Source organism: Paraburkholderia sp. BL23I1N1, from assembly GCF_003610295.1.
Taxonomy (GTDB): domain Bacteria; phylum Pseudomonadota; class Gammaproteobacteria; order Burkholderiales; family Burkholderiaceae; genus Paraburkholderia.
In genome coordinates this window covers 6138344-6158137 of sequence record NZ_RAPV01000001.1, presented here as the reverse complement: position 1 = coordinate 6158137, position 19794 = coordinate 6138344, and the positions used below count along the sequence as shown (strand labels likewise).

The window sequence follows — 19794 nt, the reverse complement described above, 5'->3', positions numbered from 1 at the left end:
GACGATTGCGGTTCGCGAGCAACGACTGCTTGCGAGCCGTTATTTCGCTCGATCAGAACGCGTGACGCATCCCGAGCATGACAGCCGTCGTGCCCATGCCGGGCGCAGCCGGCTGGCCGTATGCAATCGTCTGGGTCATATCTCCGTGGTTGTTCACCCAACCCACCTGGGCATAGACCAGCGTGGTCTTTGACAGGCTGTATTCACCGCCTCCAGCGACCTCAAGCGATTTGTTGGCCGAACTGTTCTTGTCTTTCAGATAATAGACGCCGCTTGTGACTTTCAACGCTGGCGAAATCTGATAGCCCAGACCTGCCGTATACATGTCCAGGTTGACCAGATTCGCATGGGCCGGGTTCTTGCCGTTGCTGTACGACGCGGACATCGAGATGCCGCTGAGCGTCGTATATTTTGCGCCCACATACCACATGCGGTTATTGTCCAGCCCGGTGGGGACGGGCGGCGTCAAACCGGTGTTGGTGTCGTGACCGTTGTAATAAAAGGCCGCCAGGCTGAGGCCATAGTTCGAGTACTTCAGCACGGCCGATTCGCGCGTGCCGCCCTGGAAGCTTCCCGCGACGCCGCCGGGCGCGTATTCGAGCAAGCCCGACACCCCGGCGAATTTCGGCGACTCGTAGACGATCGCATTGCTGTCGTAGAGTGCACCGATCGGGCCATTGGTGTTGGCGCCCGCCCAGCCCGCTGCCGTGTTCATGCCGATCCACGCGGTCAGGATGCTGCCAAAGTAGTCCCCCGAGCGAACGTCGGTCTCGGCCATTGCGTACGCCATCGGGACGATCTGCCTGCCCGCAGTGACCGAACCGAACGGTCCCGACATGCCGACAGTCGCAAACTGGTTGAACATCGCGGAAGCACCTGTGGTATCGGCGAGACCGAACTTGCCGGTGCCGCTGTCGAAAGACCCTTGCAGCTTGAAGTTGACGTGATATCCGCCGCCAATGTCCTCGGTACCCTTCATGCCGTAGATACTCGAGTAGATGCCGCCATCCTTGAAGCGATAGACCTTCCCGAGGTTCTTCGCCGCTGGACTGAACGAAGCCGCCGACGTGCTCTGATACATCAGCCCCGAATCGACTACACCGTACAGCGTCACCGACGATTGCGCATGTGCGGCACTGCCAAGCGCAGCCATTGCAGCGGCCGCTACCCATTTCAATTTCATTGCGTCTCCGATTTATTGCTTTATATAACCCAAACGATCTACATCCACGCTCACCACAAAAGACTGCCTGTCGGCTCACGAGGGCAACAGATAATTCTGAAACTCGTCGCGCAACTGGTTCTTCAACACCTTGCCGGTCGCGCCAAGCGGCACTGCAGCGACAAACACGACCGCGTCCGGCGTCCACCACTTCGCGATCTTTCCCTCGAAGAACGCCAGCAATTCCTCGGCGCTCACGTGCGCGTCAGGCCGCTTGACGGCAAGTAGCAGCGGCCGTTCATCCCACTTCGGATGTTTTGCCGCTATGCACGCGGCGCTTGCTATCGCCGGATGCGCGGCCGCGATGTTCTCGATCTCGATTGAACTGATCCACTCTCCGCCGGACTTGATTACGTCCTTGCTGCGATCGGTGATCTGCATGAAGCCGTCGGCGTCGATGGTCGCGACATCGCCAGTCGGAAACCAGCCATGCGTGTCGGCATCGATACGCAGCGGGTTGCCACCTTCATTGCGGAAGTAGTTGCGCACGACCCATGGGCCACGCACCAGCAGTTCACCGGAACTCACGCCATCCCAAGGCAATTCCTGTCCATCCCCGGCGACGATCTTCATGTCCACGCCAAACACCGCGCGTCCCTGCTTCGATTGCACCGCGCGACGCGCCTCCGGTTGCATTGCGAGGTGGCTGGATTTCATCGCACCGACGGTCCCGATCGGACTCAGTTCGGTCATCCCCCATGCGTGCAGGACCTCGATGTCATGGTCGTCCTGAAACTTGCGAAGCATCGCGGGCGGACAGGCCGCGCCACCAATGACGGTACGCTTCAGGGTCGAGAATTTCAGCGCGCCCTGTTCGATCCAGTTCAGCAGTCCTTGCCACACCGTCGGCACACCGGCCGCGAATGTGACTCCTTCAGCCTCGATCAGCTCGTACAGTGATTGGCCGTCCAGCCCCGGGCCGGGGAAAACCAGCTTGGCACCCACCATGCACGCGATGTAAGGGATGCCCCATGCATTGACATGAAACATCGGCACGACCGGCAGGATCACGTCGCGCGCCGAACAGTTCAGTGCGTCCGGCAAAGCTGCGGCGTAGGTGTGCAGCACCGACGAGCGGTGCGAGTACAGGACGCCTTTCGGGTTTCCGGTGGTACCAGACGTATAGCAAAGCGTGCTGGCCGTTTCTTCGTCGAAGTTCGGCCACACGTAGGTGGACGAACTTCTCTCAAGCAGATCTTCGTAGCACAACAGATTAACGATGCCGCTATCACGCGGCATATGCTCGAGATCGGTCATCGCGATAAACGCCTTGACCGTCTTGCAGCGCGAGGCAATCGCCTTCACTATCGGCAGGAACGTCAGGTCGAAGAACAGATACTGATCTTCCGCATGGTCGACGATGTAGGCAATCTGATCCGCATGCAGACGCGGATTGATCGTGTGCATTACCGCACCCATTCCGGAGATGCCGTAGTACAACTCCATATGCCGATAGCCGTTCCATGCCAGCGTACCCACGCGATTCGACGCCTGGACGCCCAGTCGCGTGAGCGCATTGGCCATCTGGCACGCACGGCGGTGGCAATCGCGGAACGTATAACGATGAATGTCACCCTCAATCCGGCGCGACACGATCTCAGTATCGCCGTGATGGCGATCCGCATGCACGATGAGCGATGAAATCAGCAACTGCTTATGTAGCATCAAACCGTTCATTTCGTTAATCCATTCTCTGATACAGGGGCGCGAAGGCAGCGTCGAGCTTCACACTTTCCTGTTACGGCGTTGTTCGAGCGATTGCGCAACTTCGGTCTTTTGCCGGTCAGTCATCTGGTCCCAAACGCCTATTTCGACGAGCGTTCGCCAGCACCCCTGGCAGAACCTGGCGTGCTGATCCATCCTGCAAATATTGATGCAGGGATTTTTGATGGCATCGCCTAGGATCATGCGCAGCACCCGGTCAAATCACCACACCGCCATTCGGGCTGATGACCTGGCCCACGAGATAGTGGTCGCCCGCCAGGTAGGTCACCGTCGACGCATACTCCTGCATCGTGCCGAGGCGTCCGGCTGGGCAAATCTGCCAGAACTGGTTGGACTTTTCCTCACCCACGGTCTCGAAATACTTCGTGAATTCCGGCGTGGCCACACCGCCCGGGGCCATCGCGTTGACGAACACGTTGGCGCCCGCCACCTCAGCCGCGACCGATTTGGTGAAGGCAATAACCGCACCTTTGGTCGCGCTGTAATGCGGGCTATGCGCGCTCATGGCCGAGATGCCTGCAATCGAAGCGATGTTGACGATCTTGCCGTCGCGCTGCGGCTCCATCAGCCTGAGCGCCTCACGCGTGCAATAGAACAGGCCGTGCACATTGACGTCCCAGTAGCGATGCCATTCGTCGTCGCTGATGCTGCGGGTGAAACCCAGCGATTGCCGCGGCACCGGCATGGTGAGATACGCGTAGTGCTTGTTGCGGCGCTCCGTATCGACCGGCCGGTTGGGCACGAGCGCGGCGTTGTTGACCAGAATGTGCAACGTGCCGAAGCGCTCGACGATGGCTTCGAACAGTTCCGTAACTTCGCTGCTGGACGACACGTCGCAGCGCAACGCAAGGCACTGCGCACCGGTCGCTTCCACGCCGATACGCGTTTCTTCCAATGCCGGCATGTCGATATCGCAAATCGCAACGTGTGCGCCGGCTTTCGCCAGATCGATCGCAATCGCTCCACCCATGCCGCGACCCGCACCGGTGACGAGGGCCACCCGCCCTTCCAGATTCTGATTTTGATTTCGCATTCTCAATTACCTTGTAAGTTGTGCGCTTTCCAGCGCGAGCGCACGCTGCTTGCCTGAGGCACGCGCCGCGAGCGCAAAGAACAGTGCTGAACTGATCGCGAGCACATCGGTAGCGATCAGCACACCCGTCAGCGGTGCGGAGGCGCCCACCTTGACGAAATGGTCCGTGACCATGCCGACGACGACCGTGCCAGTGGCGAGAGCAAACACGTTGATCGACATCATCGTGAAGCCGACGACCGTCGAGCGCATGTTCTGCGGCGTCAGGCCGGTGACGACCGTAATGGCAGGGCCATACACGGCGAGTGGCAGAAAAAATCCCGCGCACATGCCCATATAGAAAAGTGGCGACCCTGCCGGGGCAAAACGGTAGGCCAGCATGAACGGAGCGCAGATCATGACGAGAAGTGCCATGAAACTTGCGTGCCCTCCCCGCAGCTTCTTCGCGACCCGATCGGCCATTGCACCGCCTGCTGCCGCACCCAGCGTGCCGAATACCAGTTGCAGCGCGCCAATCCTGGTAGCGATGCCCGCCGCGTTCATGCCCCGCTCGTCGACGAGCCACAACTGCGTGAAGGAGAAGCTGGCAAAAACCAGGTGCACCAGCACGAAGCCGATAATCGTCAAGTACAGAGCCCGGTTGCCAGCGACCGTACGCAACACGGCGAGTACTTGCGGCAGGACGGGCGCGCCCCTTTCCTGCGGCGCCAGCCGGCTGCGATCTTCCTTCAGCAGCGCCAGCGGCACCGCGATGGCAACACCGATAACGCCCAGTGCATAAAACGTGCTGCGCCAGCCGTGCGTGGCACCAAAGCTGCCGGCAAGCAGGAAGCTGCAGCCGACGCCCAGCGGAATGCCCATGAAGAACAGCCCCATCGCCGTGCCTCGCTTCTTCTCGGAGAAGAGTTCTGCGAGCAGGGCCACCGCGGCCGGGACCAGCGCTGCTTCACCGCTGGCGACAAAAAACCGTGCGACCACCATCTGCTCGAAGCTTTGGGCGTGACCGGATGCCAGCGTGCAGACGCTCCAGATCAGTACGCCTGCGGCGATGACCCGCGGGCGGCTGAAGCGGTCCGCGAGCGTGCCCATGAACACGGCCATCACCCCAAAGCTCAGCACCCACACCGCGCCGACCAGAAAGCCATATTGCGTATGGTCGAGCGCGAGATCGTGAGTGATCTGCGGTGAGAAACCGAGCAGCATATTGCGGTCGATATGAGCCAGCAGGTGAATCACCAGTAGCGATGCCAGAACCGCAGCGGGGCTTTTCTTCCAGAACATCATCTGTCTCCATGCCTCGGGGAATCATTGATGCCAGACGGAACGCAAAACGCTGTCGCGTTCTGCCTGGCCACCCCGTCAGGCGACTTTACGTGCGGCCACGTCGCGCTGGACGGACCGCCGGTTAGGCGGCATGCGCAGGTTGTCCAGTGTCTCGTCGACGGAACCCCATTGCGTGCCGATCTGATAGATGCGATGGGCGTCCTCGCCGCTCGCGACGTCGCGGTTGAGTTCGCGCGCGATACGCACCATCTTTTCGATCTGCTGCACCGACGTTGCGCGTTCGCCGTCCGGGCCGAACAACGTGTCTTCGATGCCGACGCGCACATGCAGACCCAACGCGATAGCCATCGTGTTCAACGGCACCACGTTGCGGTTCAGCGTTTCGAGCGTGAGCACCGCGCCGTCCGGCGTGCGTCGCGCGAACTCGATCATGTCGGCAGGATGCAGTCCGGACGCGCCGCCACCGATCGCCACGTAATTGAGGTTCAGAGGGCCGGTGTATGCGCCGTTGCGGATCAGACGTTCGAGCGTTTCCAGTTGTGCCAGATTTCCCAGCATGAACTGCGGCTGGATACCGTTGGCCACGAGGCGCCTGATATGCTCGACGTGCCATGACGGATTGGATGGCACGATCATGTCGCGATAAGCCGCCTGCAGCGCGGGGTTCATCAGCGAAGTGCCTGCGATGTCGGCCTCGGTCATCAACTCCATCACATTCATCTGGCTGGTGTTGATCGCCACGGTGACCTGATCGGGACGCGGGTCCAACTCCGCCAGCATGTGGCGCGTGTCGTCGTTTTGCCATTTGGCGGCTTCGCCTTCGTTCTCCGGCGCAAACGAGATCGAGCCGCCGACCTGCAGCACCATCTTCGGCACTGCTTCGCGCAGGCGCGCCAGCATGTCGTTGAATTTCGACAGGCGCTTGCTGCCCTTGCCGTCTTCCTCACGAACATGCACGTGCAGCACGGTGGCGCCCGCGTTGTAGCAATCGACGGCCTTCTGGATCTGCTGGTCCATCGTGACCGGAATGTCGTCGGAATCGCTGGGGATCCATTGCGGGCCGTACGGCGCGACCTGGATCACGAGTTTTTCCTGATTTTCAGGCAGCAGTGAGTCGTCTAGAAAATGCATGTCTTGGTTCCTTGTTAGCGGTTTCTGAAGCTACGGCGGCCCGTTAGCCAGCGGCCTGAGCACTGCCGGCACGTGCCTTTTCAAATGCAGCCAGCTCTTCCAGCAGAATCGGCGCGCCCAGGCTGGACGAATGGATGCCGAGAACGCTCACCGCCTGCAGAACTGCCGCGATTTCTTCCCTGGTGGCGCCTAGTTCCAAAGCCTTGCGGATGTGTCGGCGCGTGCCCGGCGCATACATGTGCGTGCACGACGCATCCACGGCAATGGCGATGAACTCCAAAACCTTCGGTTCCAGAACACCTGACATGACGGTATGCATGCCCATCGCCATGAATTTCTCGGCCCAAACGGGATCGATTTCGGCAAACGCGTCCCAGGCGGGATTCCAGTTACCGGTGGCGCGCAGTCCATCGCAGATCGGCGTGGCGCTGTGGTTCGTCTCATTGCTCATCGTTGACTTCCTCTACATTCCTGAATTGCGCGGCGCGTGACCGTGTCGCGGCTACAGGGCTAAGTATCGGATATGGGCGATTTTTGGTTTGACTAAACGGGACAATTAATTTACATTTTGGGACGCAAGGGAAAACGCTATGTCCTACCGCCTGCGAAGCGCTGCACTTACCAATTACGTCGAAGTCGCCCGATCCGTTGGCGTCGATCCTTATCACCAACTCAGCAGCGCAGGAATCAGCCAGTCTGTTCTACTGGACAGCGACATCATGATTCCGGCCGACGCAGTGGCACGGCTGCTCGAGGCTTCAGCCCGGGCCGCAGGTATCGACGATTTCGGACTGCGGATGGCGGAAACGCGGCAACTCTCCAACCTGGGCCCGCTCGGCTTCGTCATGCGCGAGCAGCCGACGCTGCGTAAGGCGCTCGAATCAATGGCGCATTACCTGCGCCTGCAGAACGAAGCGCTCGTCATCCATATCGAGGAGTCGGGAGGACTTGCAGTCATTCGGGAAGACATCATCGGCGGCATTCCTGGCTCGATGCGCCAGGCAACGGATCTGGTGCTAGGGGTTCTGTACCGGATGCTGAGTGTGGTGCTTGGCGCCGCCTGGAGGCCGCGCACGATCTGCTTCACCCATGACGCGCCAGCAAATCTCGCGACACACGGGCGCGTGTTTGGTGCACCGGTGGCATTTAGACAGGACTTCGACGGCATCGTATGCCTGGCAACGGATCTGGACGCCGCGGTTCCTACCTATGACCCTGTAATGGCCTTGCAGGTACGTCGCTACCTCGATGCCATGCTAGTTCAGTCCAATACAACGATGCCTGACAAGGTCAGGAGGCTGGTCGTCGCGCTGCTTCCCTCCGGCGCGTGCTCGGTAGATCGGATAGCCCAGCATTTAGGCGTCGACCGCAGGACGGTGTCCCGGCAGCTTGCAAGTTACGGCGACAGCTATTTATCAATCGTTGATGAAGTCCGGATCGAGTTGGTGACGCGATACGTCGACAGCGGTGACCGACCGCTTTCCGAAGTCGCCACGCTGGTCGGTTTCTCATCATTAAGCGCGTTTTCTCGCTGGTTTAATGGGCGTTTTGGCTGCAGCGTTTCAACGTGGCGACGCGATAAGGAACAGTGAAGTACTGGGATTGGCACGCGGTCTGCCTTCGGTTCCGCCCCCCTCAGCGGGCAGCCACTATCGACCTTGACGATTAAGCGAAGGACTCGGCGTATATACCCATCGCAACGAGCTTCTAAGCCCGCAACGGGTATCTCGGGCGCAAAAATGTACATCATGCGCCGGACGCAACCAGCCCTTCGCGGATCGCATCTGGGGGCGGTAGTGATCGCTATTGCCCGGTGATCTGCGAATCAGGCACCCCCTGCCAACCGGTGGGATCGTACCGCTGGATCCGTGCAGCCGCGCTGGATGACTTAGGCCCGAGATTTTGTTGGTAAACCTTACCGTCGCTGCCACTGATAAATGTCATTACTCCGGTCTCGCCATATTTCACTGGCCACGCAATCACGGCGTAGCCACCAGTCATCAATGTTCCGTTGAGGTAATTGCGCGCTCCACCTGGCGCGCCCGGCCCTTGTGCGGTGAGGATACGGTAGCGATAACCATGGTAGCCTTGACCGGGTTGCACGGTCGGACCCATTACTGCCGCCAGTTCGCCCAGAGGGCTTTCGGGTTCTCCCTCGGCGGTCGGCCAGTACAGACCGTCCTGCTTGCCGGGATTACTGATGAAGCGCTGCGCGTAAACCGTCTCGCCTTTTGCCTTGGCGAAATCGCGCTGAGCGTCGCCGATCGCAAGCACGGTCTGAATGGCCGCGAGTTCGTCACGGCCGATGCGCCGGGTGGTCATCTCGTCGCGGCCAGCACGGAGATCGAAATGCCAGCCGGCCGATGTTTGTCTGATCGGAACCGGCAGCGTCCAGCCTGACTCGCCTGCCTGCAGGTGAGCCGTCCCCTTTCCATCGTCGACGATCTCATGATGCTTCGCGTATGCGGACAGGAACGCGTACACGTCCTCCGTGCCAATTGACCCGACCGGGATGAACTGCCGGTAATCTGCGCCCAGAACCTTTCTCAGTCCGTTGATATCGCTTGTTGCGAGCGTCTGCTGCAGCGCTTCGGCCGCCGCAGCAGGCGATGGATACGTCGCCTGCGCATTGCACTGGCTGGCCGCCGCTAGCAGGCCGCCGAGTATGGCGAGAGCGGTCAGCCCCCGTAAACAGCGCGATCTTTCCGGCACACTTCCGGGTTCGGGCGTCCGATTGTCTTGCGTAGACGATTGTGTAGACTGGGTCATGAGGCGCTCCATGCATCAGATGGCGTGTCAGGCTGCGACCAATGAGGCGTACAGTGATGTTCCCTGGACCTACGGACGGCGAAGACCGCCACCACCACCCCTGGCGCCCCCTCCCGCCCCGCCGCCAGCCGCTCTTCCGCTCCCACCTCGGGACGAATTGGCGGCACCAGCACCAGCACCATCGCGGGCATTGCCCTGGCGCGCTGTGTTCACGGCGCCACCCGGGTTCGCGTTGGCGGCGTTGCGACTTTGCAGGCCACGGTCAATGTTTTGCCGGCCGCCGTTGGCATTTCCCGCATCGCGCAGTGCATTGTCACGGTTCACGTTCTGCGCGCGGTTCTGCACATCAGCCCGGTTCACCGTCGCGGCTGCGTTGCTGCGTGCTGCTTCTTCCCTGCCACCGGCACCGGCGCCGCGGCTCCGTGCAGTTGCGGCATTGCCCCCGGCCACGCCCCCCTGACGCATGCTGTTGACGCGCTCGCTTGCCGACCCGCTCATGCTTTGCCCGGTGCGCTGGCTAAGCGTCTGGCTAGCCTGCGCCCGTTGCGCATTCTCGCGCCCACGATAGGCACTGCGATCGGCTGCCGCGCCAGGTACAGTTGGCCGTCCATTAATGTTGCCGGGTCGATTGCCTGTTGCCTGCATGCGATTGCGGTTATTGATCGCGTTAGTACGATCCCAGCCCGATGTGGTGCGGCTCGCGTCGATCCGACGGTTGACGTTGATGTTGTTGTACCGGTTGACGTTCACATTGACGTCGCGGCGCCCCCAGTCGCATCCGCCCCACAATGCATTGGTAATCGCGATGCCAGCGCCGAAAGCCATCCCCGCCGCAAGTGCATTGCCCACCACGTATCCAGGAGGTGGAGGCAGGTACGTCGGTGGATACGCCGGATAGGGCCACGGACCGTAAAAGATCGTGGGGTTGTAGGCCGGCACATAGACGACCTGCGGATTGACTGGCTGGATGACGATCGTATTCGTCGCGGGTTGAACCACGACAGTCTGCTGCGGGGTCGCTTTCAGGTTGCCCGCCTTATACGCCGCCTGACGAAGCCGCTGCACGGAATCCATTACGTCGGAGGGCTGGGTGAGGAACGCCTGTCCGATGGCTTCAACCCAGTTCGGATTCTGAGCCATGGTCGCGAGCGCCTGCGGAAAGGCCAACAGCGACTGGACGCTCGGATCCCAAGGCATCGAGGCCGCCGCCTTCACAGCGTCATCGCCCTTCAGGTCGGGATGACTCTCCGACCAGGCCGCAGCCGCAACAACGTCATCCGGAAACGTCGTTGCCATAAGCACCTGCGCGAGCAACGGGTCAGGATAGGCTGCAATAGGTGCAGTCAATACGTCGAGTTGCTGAGCATCCAGTTTCGGCGCAGCGGGCACCGACGGCAGAGGTGTCTGTGCAAAAGTCAGCGAGTCGGTGCTAGTCACGGTGTTTAGCGCCAGAATCGCGCAGGCCGTGAGAATGGCTCTGCCCCCCCACGCGACGATCCTGCCGGCATACGCAGCGGCGATTAGCATTTTCTGCTCCGATTGCGTCGACAATGCGACATCAGGAAGAGGACCAGACTGATGTCGTAGGAATTCGTGATGCGAAGCTGCCCGATCGCAACCGCAACCGGCGAGTTGGCCGTCGCGGCGTCTAGGCTCAAGCCCTTTGCGCCAACCCGGCACCCGCTTATGGGAGAAAAAAGTATGGCGTTCCCGGGACAATGTCGTTGTGTCTGCGCCGGTCATAACATGGAGGATCCTTCTCTTTAATCATTGCCAGAAGAACATGAAATGCTGACTGCGGTGTCGTTCAAAAACGCAAGGCATAACGTTTACACAACAGGACCATGGCTTGATGCACCGAGCGATGTTGTCACTTTCAATATCCTCAAAATGTTCTGTCCGGGCAATAGGACTTTGGTCCTACAGAACAATGGCGTGGCGCTCAGGAAATCGCGCACTACGACGTGCAACGGCGACAGTTTCGGCGTCGCTTGGTATGTAGATACGACGGACCTCCCGGTTCGATATCAAAGTCCGCGTAGCGCATGGAACGACAGCCATCTACGCGAGGCCGCGCATGTGGCGAGATCGCAGGTGCTCCTTGCGCGAGCCACTCTTCCACAGGAAGGGAATTACTGACGTGTGCACCATATGATAAGAACTGCTTATATCACTAGCGAATAGAATCGCTCGGCAACAGTCCGTTGGATGGCCGCGTCCTTCATCTGCCCTTTCCTGATCATATGCATCACTTCGATGCCTGACAGGATGACGCGGACGCAGCGAAAATTCTTGAAGCCCATCACCGGCCTGATGATACGTTTGATGGCACGATGGTCCTGCTCGACATAGCGACCCGCGGCAGCCTTGTCGCGATAGGCCCGAAGCAGGAAATCGACGGTATTGCCAGCCTTGTCCGATCCGGCAGGTAGCAACCGAGCCGGTTCGCCGCAAGGTCGCCTCGCGACGAGACAACAAAGAGCGCGGTCCACCAACTGCCTCGGGACTACAGGCGAGAGGCGCGGTCAACCTTGCCGGCTGTCATGCCGTGCCAGCGACGAAATGCGCGGCAGAAAGCCGTCACGTCGGAGAAGCCAAGGATCTCGGCAATTTCGGCTTGGGAGAGCCTGGACTGGCGTAAGTAACGCAACGCGAGTTCGGCGCGCATCCGGTCTCGAATCGCACCAAAGCTCTCCCCACATTCGGCGAGGCGACGCTGCAAGGTGCGTTCGGACAATCGGAGCGCCGATGCTATCTGCTGCCGTGAGCACGCCGAATAAGGCAGCATTGCCCCCACAGTCTCTTCGACTTTCAAAACCACATCCTTGGGAGTTGCTCCGCGTCGAGTGTCCAGCAAAGCCTCAATCTGACGGTGACGGAGCATCGAACCCGATACGATCGGTCCTTTCAATAAATCGTGCTCGAGTAGTACTGTACTTCGTGCCTGGTCGAACACCAGATTTGAACCAAAGACCTTGCGATGCAAGCCGAGATCCTGTGGTGCACTGTGTCGGAACTCTACAAGGGACGGCTGCCAGCCTCGAGGAGCATAGCCACGGAGTTCGTTGCATAGCACGGCGATACCAAGCTCAATCGTCTGCACATCCGAGACTGGGATTCCCGGCGAGAGGCTATAGCCGATCGACAGCCCTTCCGCCGTGCGAGATGCCATCACTTGCGCGCCGCGAGTATGGAGCATGAAATACCGCGCCAGGTCCTGCAACATCTCGAGAACTGTCGACGCGCTCTGCATCAAGAGCCATACCGGACCGAGTACGGCCAGGCTCTGCTTCGCGGCGAGTTGCACGCCGAAGCTCTCGTGCTTCGTCTGTCTTGCCGCCTGTTCCAGAAAGCTTACGAACTGCGTAGCCGTGAGTGGAAAGTCTCCCTCGTTCAGGGACTGCGACGGCACACCTGCTGACAGGCAGACCGCCTCAGGATCTCCCCCCAATTCGATGATCAGCTCCCTCGCGCCTGTCAACGCTCCACTTCGGACCCAGGATTCTGGGGCACGATGTGCCGTATCGGGATAAGTACTCATGGCTTCCATTGTCAATAATTTGGCTCACAGAGTCAATTGTGACGAAGCTCTGACTGCTACATTCGTATCGCTCCCGTCGAGTTAATCGACTGCCTTCTGGGACTTTCTCCCTTAAATCGGGGCTGTGGCTGCCTTTGTGCGCGGTCGCTTTGGGGCTGATAGGGATCTACCACGGTGCATAGACAGCAAACAAGAGACAATCATGCAATATTCGACTATTCGCGCATCAGACCTTCAGCGGTTTCGCCAGGTCCAAAAGCTGGCCTACGACTGCGTGGAATACACCGCGGCAAGTTTGCGAACCGGCATGACGGAAAAACATGCATGTGCTCTCATGAGAGACTGGCTGAAGGCTCACGGGGTACACGATCTGTTTCACGATCCGTTCGCCTGGTTCGGCGATCGCGCAGCATTCAAGGGGTTCTGGGCGGACCACAAGTTTCTGCCGTCGGACCGTCGGCTCGAGAACGGAATGACGGGGATACTCGACATCGCACCAATCATCGACGGCTACTCAGCCGACATCGGTTATTGCTTCGTCCACGGGAAAAATCCGGCTACCCAGGCGATCCTTGACGATATGAACCGTACCTTGTTGCAGGTGCGTGAACTCATTCTCGATGGTGTTCGGGAGCGTCGGACCTTCAAGTCCATCTATGAGGAGGTCGACTCGATCGTCGAGGCGGCCGGATACGTCAGTCAGCACAGACGCTATCCCCATCGGGTTCTCGGTCACCGTGTCGGACGCCATTTGTCGAACCCCTTGAATAAGGTGCGGTGGCTGGGTTTTGGGTTGCCTACCTACGTCTGGCTGATGTCGCGTCAGTGGGCGTCGAAGCTGACACCGGGAACCATTCATTCGCCACTATGGAATGATCGCCGTGAGTCCGATCACCAGCCGTTCGAAGGCTTGTGGGCCGTCGAACCGCATATCGCCCTGCCGGATCAAAGCCTCGGAACCAAATGGGAAGAAATACTGGTGATCACCAAGGACAATGCCTGGTGGCTGGACGATGACGTCCCACACTGCCGGCGTGCCGCAGCGCAAGGATGGTGGAGCGCATCAACTGAGTCAGCCGCACAAGCCTTCACTGGCAAGTCGCCTGACCTGCTCATTTGCGGATGAGCAAATCCTGCCTCAGAGGCATCTCTATTTCAAACCTTGACCGCCGTCGCGGTCACACAAGCAAATGACGTCGCAAGCGATCACGCTGATCTTCCGTGAGAGCGAGCCACATCGCTTCGACAAGGAGACATGATGTCAATTACAAAACTCAAGAACAAGCAGGTTCTTGTGACCGGCGCCTCATCGGGGATCGGTTATGAAACGGCGATCGCGTTTGCGCGCGGCGGCGCCAACCTCATCCTCGTCGACATCAATGCGGAAGGGCTCGCGGCAGCGGCAGAGTCGGTTCGTACCCACGGTGTCGAATGTCTGACGTTTCGGGCCGACGTCGCCGATCCACAGGCGATGGCGGATCTCGCCCAAGAGGTAAGCGAGTCTGTTGGTGCGCTCGATGTGCTGGTGAACAACGCCGGTGTTGGATTTATCGGGACATTCATCGAAACGCCGGTCGAGATCTGGCGCCGCCTCCTGAACATCAACCTGATGGGCGTGGTAAACGGCTGTAGCGTGTTCCTGCCGAAGATGCGCGAAGCGGCTGGCCCAAGGCATATCGTCAATGTGGCGTCCGCTGCCGGCCTTGCGCCGACGTGCAACATGAGCGCATACGCGGCATCCAAACACGCCGTGGTCGGGTTGACTGACAGTTTGGCGATGGAGCTCGCCGGATCGGAAGTCCGGGTTACCGTGGTTTGCCCTGGCATCATCAACACACCGATTGCCCATGCCAGTTCGGCGAACGTTGGTAAGAGCATCACGCGAGAGCAACTGGATCGCCTTGCCGAGTTCTACCGAACCAAAGGCGCGCATCCGCGCGTTGTCGGCGAGGCCATCGTCGACGCCGTGCTTTCGGACAGGGGTCTGGTGCTCGTTGGACCTTTCGCCCGACTGATCTACAACCTGCGTCGCGTATCCCGCTCGCTGCTGTTCAGGGTTCTGATCGCCGACTCCAGGAAGATGGGGTGGATATGAACCGAGGACACTTCAGGAGCGACTCAAGCCGTCGGGCACAAGAGGCCTCTTCGGCATCTGACGCTGTGGAGCATCATGCGACGGTCAATCGGAGTTCTCGTCGAATCGTCGTCACGGTTGGCGTGGCAGCCGTGCTGGCGATGATCTTCTTTGTGAACCTGTCGTATCTGATGGCCTTCAAGCGTGGCGTGCAAGCCTATCTTTATGGGTATCCGCTGGTTTCGATGGACGTAACCAGACAGGTGATGACCGCGCCACAAGTCGCACGTGTACCAGGGGCACGCCTCAGGCTTGGCGCAGGCCCGATCAATCAGTTCACCCACGTTGGAGAATTCCCCGATCCCACATTCAAGGATGTGGTGGCACCCAACGCAGATACGCTATACAGCATCGCATGGCTCGACCTGAAGGCAGAACCGCTGGTGCTGAGCATGCCGGACATGCACGGACGTTGGGTGCTGATGGAAGTGCTGGACGCCTGGACCAACGCGTACGCGTCACTGGGTACCCGCCAGTATGGCGGCGGGCCGCGGCAATACCTTATAACCGGCCCAGGCTGGACCGGCACGGTGCCCGCGGGAATGATTCAGATCAAGTCGCCCACAAACATGAACTGGATCATTGGCAGAACCTATACGAAAGACGCGGCCGACTTTGCACCTGTGCACGCGCTCCAGGTCCAGTACCGCCTGACCACGCTGTCGAAATTTTTGAATCAGCCGATAGCCGTAGATCCCGCTCACGCAACCGGCGGTGCGGTCGATACGACCACACCGGTTCTCACGCAGGTCGCGCGACTCAACACACGCGAATTCTTCTCCAGGCTGGCCGCCCTGATGGGAGACAATCCGCCGAGCCCCTCAGACAAGGCAATGGTGGACCTTCTTGGGCGGCTCGGCATTGTGACGGCCCAACCCTTTGCCTGGGACCGGCTCGATGCGGCAACGCGCAACGGGCTGGAAGATGCGGTCTGGTTTGTGCGCGCGCTGTTCGAAGCGAGGTCTCCGGGCACGCAGGGTCCTACTGACACAAATCGTGTGCAGGAGGCGTTTTTCAGGTGGGCAAATGCCGCAATGAGCAAGGTGATGCTGAACTCGCATAACGGCTGGCTTGTTCCCCTCAACCTTGGTCGCTATGGGACGAACTATGCTCTGCGCGCAATGGTGACACTCGTTGGACTTGGGGCTAACGTACCCGAGGACGCGGTGTATCCGTCCACAGCCGTTGATGAAGGGGGCCATCCCCTTGACGGCATAAATCGCTACCAGCTGCATTTCGAGCGCAATGCTCTGCCACCTGCCAGAACTTTCTGGTCGCTCACGATGTACGACTCCAAAGGCTTCTTCGTGGAAAACCCGATCAGGCGTTATGCGATCGGGGACAGAAACGGCTTGCATTTCAACCAGGACGGCTCTTTGGACCTTTGGATACAGCGCCAGCAACCAGAGACCGAGAGGAGCTCAAACTGGTTGCCGGCGCCGGCCGGACCTTTCAAGCTGTACATGCGCATTTACGACCCCAAACCAGAGGTTCTCGAGAATCGCTGGGTACCACCGGTGATTCAGAGAATTCATTGAGTCTTCGTTATCACTGGAACGTCTTCAGCAATGCCGCCCGGTCCGTCTGCAATGCTCCATAGAAAAGCAGAATCCAGCGCTAAGGAGGGGCGGCGAGAGTCGCCGCCGAGCCTGAAGTCCACGAAGATGAGGGTGACAGACCGCTGCGGTGGTCCCGGTTAGCTGTCTTGCGGGTCATGTCGCGATGATATTGGGCCTCCGCATGTAATAAGTATTGCATAGCATACAAATAATACGGAATTCAGAAATGAAAGGCTTGATGATGCAGCAGCCGCTGCTGGTCGCGTCGCTGTTGACGCACGCCGAGCGGCATCACGGTGGGCAGGAGATCGTATCGCGTCGCGTCGAAGGTGACATTCACCGCTATTGTTTTCGCGATCTTGCACAACGCTCGCGACGACTGGCGAACGCGCTCGCGAAGCTCGGCATTGCGCCAGGCGAGCGGGCGGGAACACTCGCCTGGAACGGCTACCGGCACATGGAGCTGTACTTCGCCGTATCCGGGCCCGGCGCGGTGCTGCACACACTCAACCCGCGGCTGCACCTCGATCAGTTGGTGTACATCATCGAGCACGCGGACGATAGGGTTGTCTTCTTCGATCTGACTTTGCTGCCGATTATCGAAACCGTAGCCGCCCGCGTGAAGAGCCCGAAAGTGTATGTAGCGATGACCGATCGTGCGCATATGCCGGAAACTCGCGGCCTGCCTGTCCAGCTCTTATGTTACGAAGACCTCGTCGACGCGCACACCGATGACTTCGAGTGGCCCCTGCTTGACGAGAACACGGCCGCGTCGTTGTGCTACCCGTCCGGGACCACCGGCAATCCGAAGGGTGTGCTGTATAGCCACCGCTCGACCGTCCTGCATACCTACGCAGCGGCGCTCCCGGATTCGCTGAACTGTTCGACGCGTGACGTGATCCTGCCCGTCGTGCCGATGTTCCATGTGAACGCATGGGGGCTGCCGTACATCGCCTGCATGGTCGGCGCAAAGCTCGTCTTTCCGGGGCCGGGGCTTGACGGCAAATCGCTCTATGAATTGATCGAAGCCGAAAAGGTCACGCTCTCTGCCGGCGTTGCCGACTGTCTGGCAGGGCCTGCTCGCGCATGTCGAGGAGCCTCAGCACGCGTTCTCGTCGATGAAGCGCACGGTAATCGGTGGTGCGCCCTGTCCAACCGCGATGACAGCGACGTTTCAGGAGCGTCACCAGGTCGACGTACTCCACGCATGGGGCATGACCGAACTGAGTCCAGTGGGCACCGTTTGTAGTTTCAAGTCACAGCATCAGTCGTTGCCGTCGAACGAGCGCTACGCGTTACAAGCCAGGCAAGGCCGGGCCGTGTTCGGTGTGGACATGAAAATCGTCGGGCCGGCTGGCAACGAGCTGCCGTGGGATGGTCATGCGGCCGGTGAACTGCTGGTCCGCGGTCCTTGGGTCACGTGCGGGTATTTCGGCACTAAGGATAAGTCACTGCTGCGCGATGGCTGATTTCCGACTGGCGATGTCGCGACCATCGACGCCGACGGCTTCATGCAGATCACCGATCGCAGCAAGGACGTAATCAAGTCCGGCGGAGAGTGGATCAGTTCAATCGAGATCGAGAACATCGCGGCCGCGCATCCGGCGATAGCAAGCGCCGCGTGCATAGCGGCAAAACATCCGAAGTGGGATGAACGGCCGCTGCTACTTGCCGTCAAGCGGCCTGACGCGCACGTGAGCGCCGAGGAATTGCTGGCGTTCTTCGAGGGAAAGATCGCGAAGTGGTGGACGCCGGACGCGGTCGTGTTTGTCGCTGCAGTGCCGCTTGGCGCGACCGGCAAGGTGTTGAAGAACCAGTTGCGCGACGAGTTTCAGAATTATCTGTTGCCCTCGTGAGCCGACAGGCAGTCTTTTGTGGTGAGCGTGGATGTAGATCGTTTGGGTTATATAAAGCAATAAATCGGAGACGCAATGAAATTGAAATGGGTAGCGGCCGCTGCAATGGCTGCGCTTGGCAGTGCCGCACATGCGCAATCGTCGGTGACGCTGTACGGTGTAGTCGATTCGGGGCTGATGTATCAGAGCACGTCGGCGGCTTCGTTCAGTCCAGCGGCGAAGAACCTCGGGAAGGTCTATCGCTTCAAGGATGGCGGCATCTACTCGAGTATCTACGGCATGAAGGGTACCGAGGACATTGGCGGCGGATATCACGTCAACTTCAAGCTGCAAGGGTCTTTCGACAGCGGCACCGGCAAGTTCGGTCTCGCCGATACCACAGGTGCTTCCGCGATGTTCAACCAGTTTGCGACTGTCGGCATGTCGGGACCGTTCGGTTCGGTCACTGCGGGCAGGCAGATCGTCCCGATGGCGTACGCAATGGCCGAGACCGACGTTCGCTCGGGGGACTACTTTGGCAGCATCCTGACCGCGTGGATCGGCATGAACACGGCAGCGGGCTGGGCGGGCGCCAACACCAATGGCCCGATCGGTGCACTCTACGACAGCAATGCGATCGTCTACGAGTCGCCGAAATTCGCCGGGGTGTCGGGCTTGCTCGAATACGCGCCCGGCGGCGTCGCGGGAAGCTTCCAGGGCGGCACGCGCGAATCGGCCGTGCTGAAGTACTCGAACTATGGCCTCAGCCTGGCGGCCTTTTATTACAACGGTCACGACACCAACACCGGTTTGACGCCGCCCGTCCCCACCGGGCTGGACAATAACCGCATGTGGTATGTGGGCGCAAAATATACGACGCTCAGCGGCATCTCGATGTCCGCGTCGTACAGCAACGGCAAGAACCCGGCCCATGCGAATCTGGTCAACCTGGACATGTATACGGCAGGTCTGGGCTATCAGATTTCGCCAGCGTTGAAAGTCACAAGCGGCGTCTATTATCTGAAAGACAAGAACAGTTCGGCCAACAAATCGCTTGAGGTCGCTGGAGGCGGTGAATACAGCCTGTCAAAGACCACGCTGGTCTATGCCCAGGTGGGTTGGGTGAACAACCACGGAGATATGACCCAGACGATTGCATACGGCCAGCCGGCTGCGCCCGGCATGGGCACGACGGCTGTCATGCTCGGGATGCGTCACGCGTTCTGATCGAGCGAAATAACGGCTCGCAAGCAGTCGTTGCTCGCGAACCGCAATCGTCTGAGCAACGGTATCGGATAGCCCACGAAACCCGCCGATGACCGGGGCGGTGGACTGTCCAGGCAGGTCCGGTGGACCTGTTCCCAGTTGCTCAGGTACAGCGCAATTCTTTCGGTAAGCGAGCAGGGAAATGAAAGTTATTGTCGCCTTCGGCGCGATCGGCGTTATCGCTCTGGCTGTCTGGCTACCTGCAGAGGCACTGGATCAAAGCAACAACATCACCGTTCCGGCCACCCTGACTGCGGTCAGAGATCTGGTCGAGCGTTGAGATCAACCGGGTTCG

Annotated in this window: 16 protein-coding genes and 2 pseudogenes; 7 read left to right on the top strand and 11 right to left on the bottom strand. The window is 59.7% G+C overall.

Annotation, left to right across the window (positions count from 1 at the left end):
* Window positions 1-52: 52 nt before the first annotated feature.
* From B0G76_RS28805 to B0G76_RS28775, 7 genes are all read right to left on the bottom strand, one after another.
* Window positions 53-1183: a porin gene (locus B0G76_RS28805; RefSeq protein ID WP_120295478.1), complete on the bottom strand. Its 1131-nt coding sequence runs from the start codon at window positions 1181-1183 to the stop codon at window positions 53-55.
* A gap of 75 nt (window positions 1184-1258) precedes the next feature.
* Window positions 1259-2899: a 3-(methylthio)propionyl-CoA ligase gene (locus B0G76_RS28800; protein WP_120295489.1), complete on the bottom strand. Its 1641-nt coding sequence runs from the start codon at window positions 2897-2899 to the stop codon at window positions 1259-1261.
* A 48-nt stretch (window positions 2900-2947) separates the two neighbouring features.
* Entirely contained in the window at window positions 2948-3082 is a 135-nt protein-coding gene (locus B0G76_RS28795; RefSeq protein ID WP_409076768.1) for a DUF1289 domain-containing protein, read from the bottom strand.
* A 61-nt stretch (window positions 3083-3143) separates the two neighbouring features.
* Complete coding sequence (locus B0G76_RS28790; protein WP_120295487.1) at window positions 3144-3980, bottom strand: SDR family NAD(P)-dependent oxidoreductase; 837 nt, start codon at window positions 3978-3980, stop codon at window positions 3144-3146.
* A 6-nt stretch (window positions 3981-3986) separates the two neighbouring features.
* Complete coding sequence (locus B0G76_RS28785; protein ID WP_310793954.1) at window positions 3987-5264, bottom strand: MFS transporter; 1278 nt, start codon at window positions 5262-5264, stop codon at window positions 3987-3989.
* Between the two features lie 75 nt (window positions 5265-5339).
* Entirely contained in the window at window positions 5340-6395 is a 1056-nt protein-coding gene (locus tag B0G76_RS28780; RefSeq protein WP_120295486.1) for a 3-keto-5-aminohexanoate cleavage protein, read from the bottom strand.
* A 43-nt stretch (window positions 6396-6438) separates the two neighbouring features.
* Entirely contained in the window at window positions 6439-6846 is a 408-nt protein-coding gene (locus tag B0G76_RS28775; protein WP_120295485.1) for a carboxymuconolactone decarboxylase family protein, read from the bottom strand.
* Between the two features lie 139 nt (window positions 6847-6985).
* Here B0G76_RS28775 and B0G76_RS28770 point away from each other — a divergent pair, with 139 nt between their 5' ends.
* Complete coding sequence (locus tag B0G76_RS28770) at window positions 6986-7987, top strand: AraC family transcriptional regulator (RefSeq protein WP_120295484.1); 1002 nt, start codon at window positions 6986-6988, stop codon at window positions 7985-7987.
* 211 nt (window positions 7988-8198) lie between these two features.
* On the opposite strand, the gene B0G76_RS28765 is transcribed toward B0G76_RS28770, so the two are convergent.
* The 4 genes and pseudogenes from B0G76_RS28765 to B0G76_RS28750 form a co-directional block, all read right to left on the bottom strand.
* Window positions 8199-9164, bottom strand: a complete 966-nt coding sequence (locus tag B0G76_RS28765) for a DUF2950 domain-containing protein (RefSeq protein WP_183082167.1) — start codon at window positions 9162-9164, stop codon at window positions 8199-8201.
* A 69-nt stretch (window positions 9165-9233) separates the two neighbouring features.
* Window positions 9234-10691, bottom strand: coding sequence for a DUF3300 domain-containing protein (locus B0G76_RS28760; RefSeq protein ID WP_120295482.1), 1458 nt, complete (start codon window positions 10689-10691; stop codon window positions 9234-9236).
* A gap of 638 nt (window positions 10692-11329) precedes the next feature.
* Window positions 11330-11581: pseudogene (locus tag B0G76_RS28755) on the bottom strand (DDE-type integrase/transposase/recombinase); the annotation flags it as partial.
* 89 nt (window positions 11582-11670) lie between these two features.
* Entirely contained in the window at window positions 11671-12705 is a 1035-nt protein-coding gene (locus B0G76_RS28750; protein ID WP_183082166.1) for an AraC family transcriptional regulator, read from the bottom strand.
* Window positions 12706-12907: 202 nt separating this feature from the next.
* Between B0G76_RS28750 and B0G76_RS28745 the strand changes: the two genes are divergently transcribed.
* The 6 genes and pseudogenes from B0G76_RS28745 (at window position 12908) to B0G76_RS43025 (ending at window position 19779) form a co-directional block, all read left to right on the top strand.
* Window positions 12908-13831, top strand: a complete 924-nt coding sequence (locus B0G76_RS28745) for a M24 family metallopeptidase (protein WP_120295480.1) — start codon at window positions 12908-12910, stop codon at window positions 13829-13831.
* A 129-nt stretch (window positions 13832-13960) separates the two neighbouring features.
* Window positions 13961-14800, top strand: coding sequence for an SDR family oxidoreductase (locus B0G76_RS28740; RefSeq protein WP_259460751.1), 840 nt, complete (start codon window positions 13961-13963; stop codon window positions 14798-14800).
* A 140-nt stretch (window positions 14801-14940) separates the two neighbouring features.
* Window positions 14941-16377, top strand: a complete 1437-nt coding sequence (locus B0G76_RS28735) for a DUF1254 domain-containing protein (protein ID WP_259460877.1) — start codon at window positions 14941-14943, stop codon at window positions 16375-16377.
* Window positions 16378-16624: 247 nt separating this feature from the next.
* A pseudogene (locus B0G76_RS28730) lies at window positions 16625-18254 on the top strand (3-(methylthio)propionyl-CoA ligase).
* A gap of 75 nt (window positions 18255-18329) precedes the next feature.
* A complete protein-coding gene (locus B0G76_RS28725; protein WP_120295478.1) occupies window positions 18330-19460 on the top strand; it encodes a porin in 1131 nt (376 codons plus the stop codon).
* Between the two features lie 181 nt (window positions 19461-19641).
* Complete coding sequence (locus B0G76_RS43025; protein ID WP_183082164.1) at window positions 19642-19779, top strand: hypothetical protein; 138 nt, start codon at window positions 19642-19644, stop codon at window positions 19777-19779.
* Window positions 19780-19794 lie beyond the last annotated feature (15 nt).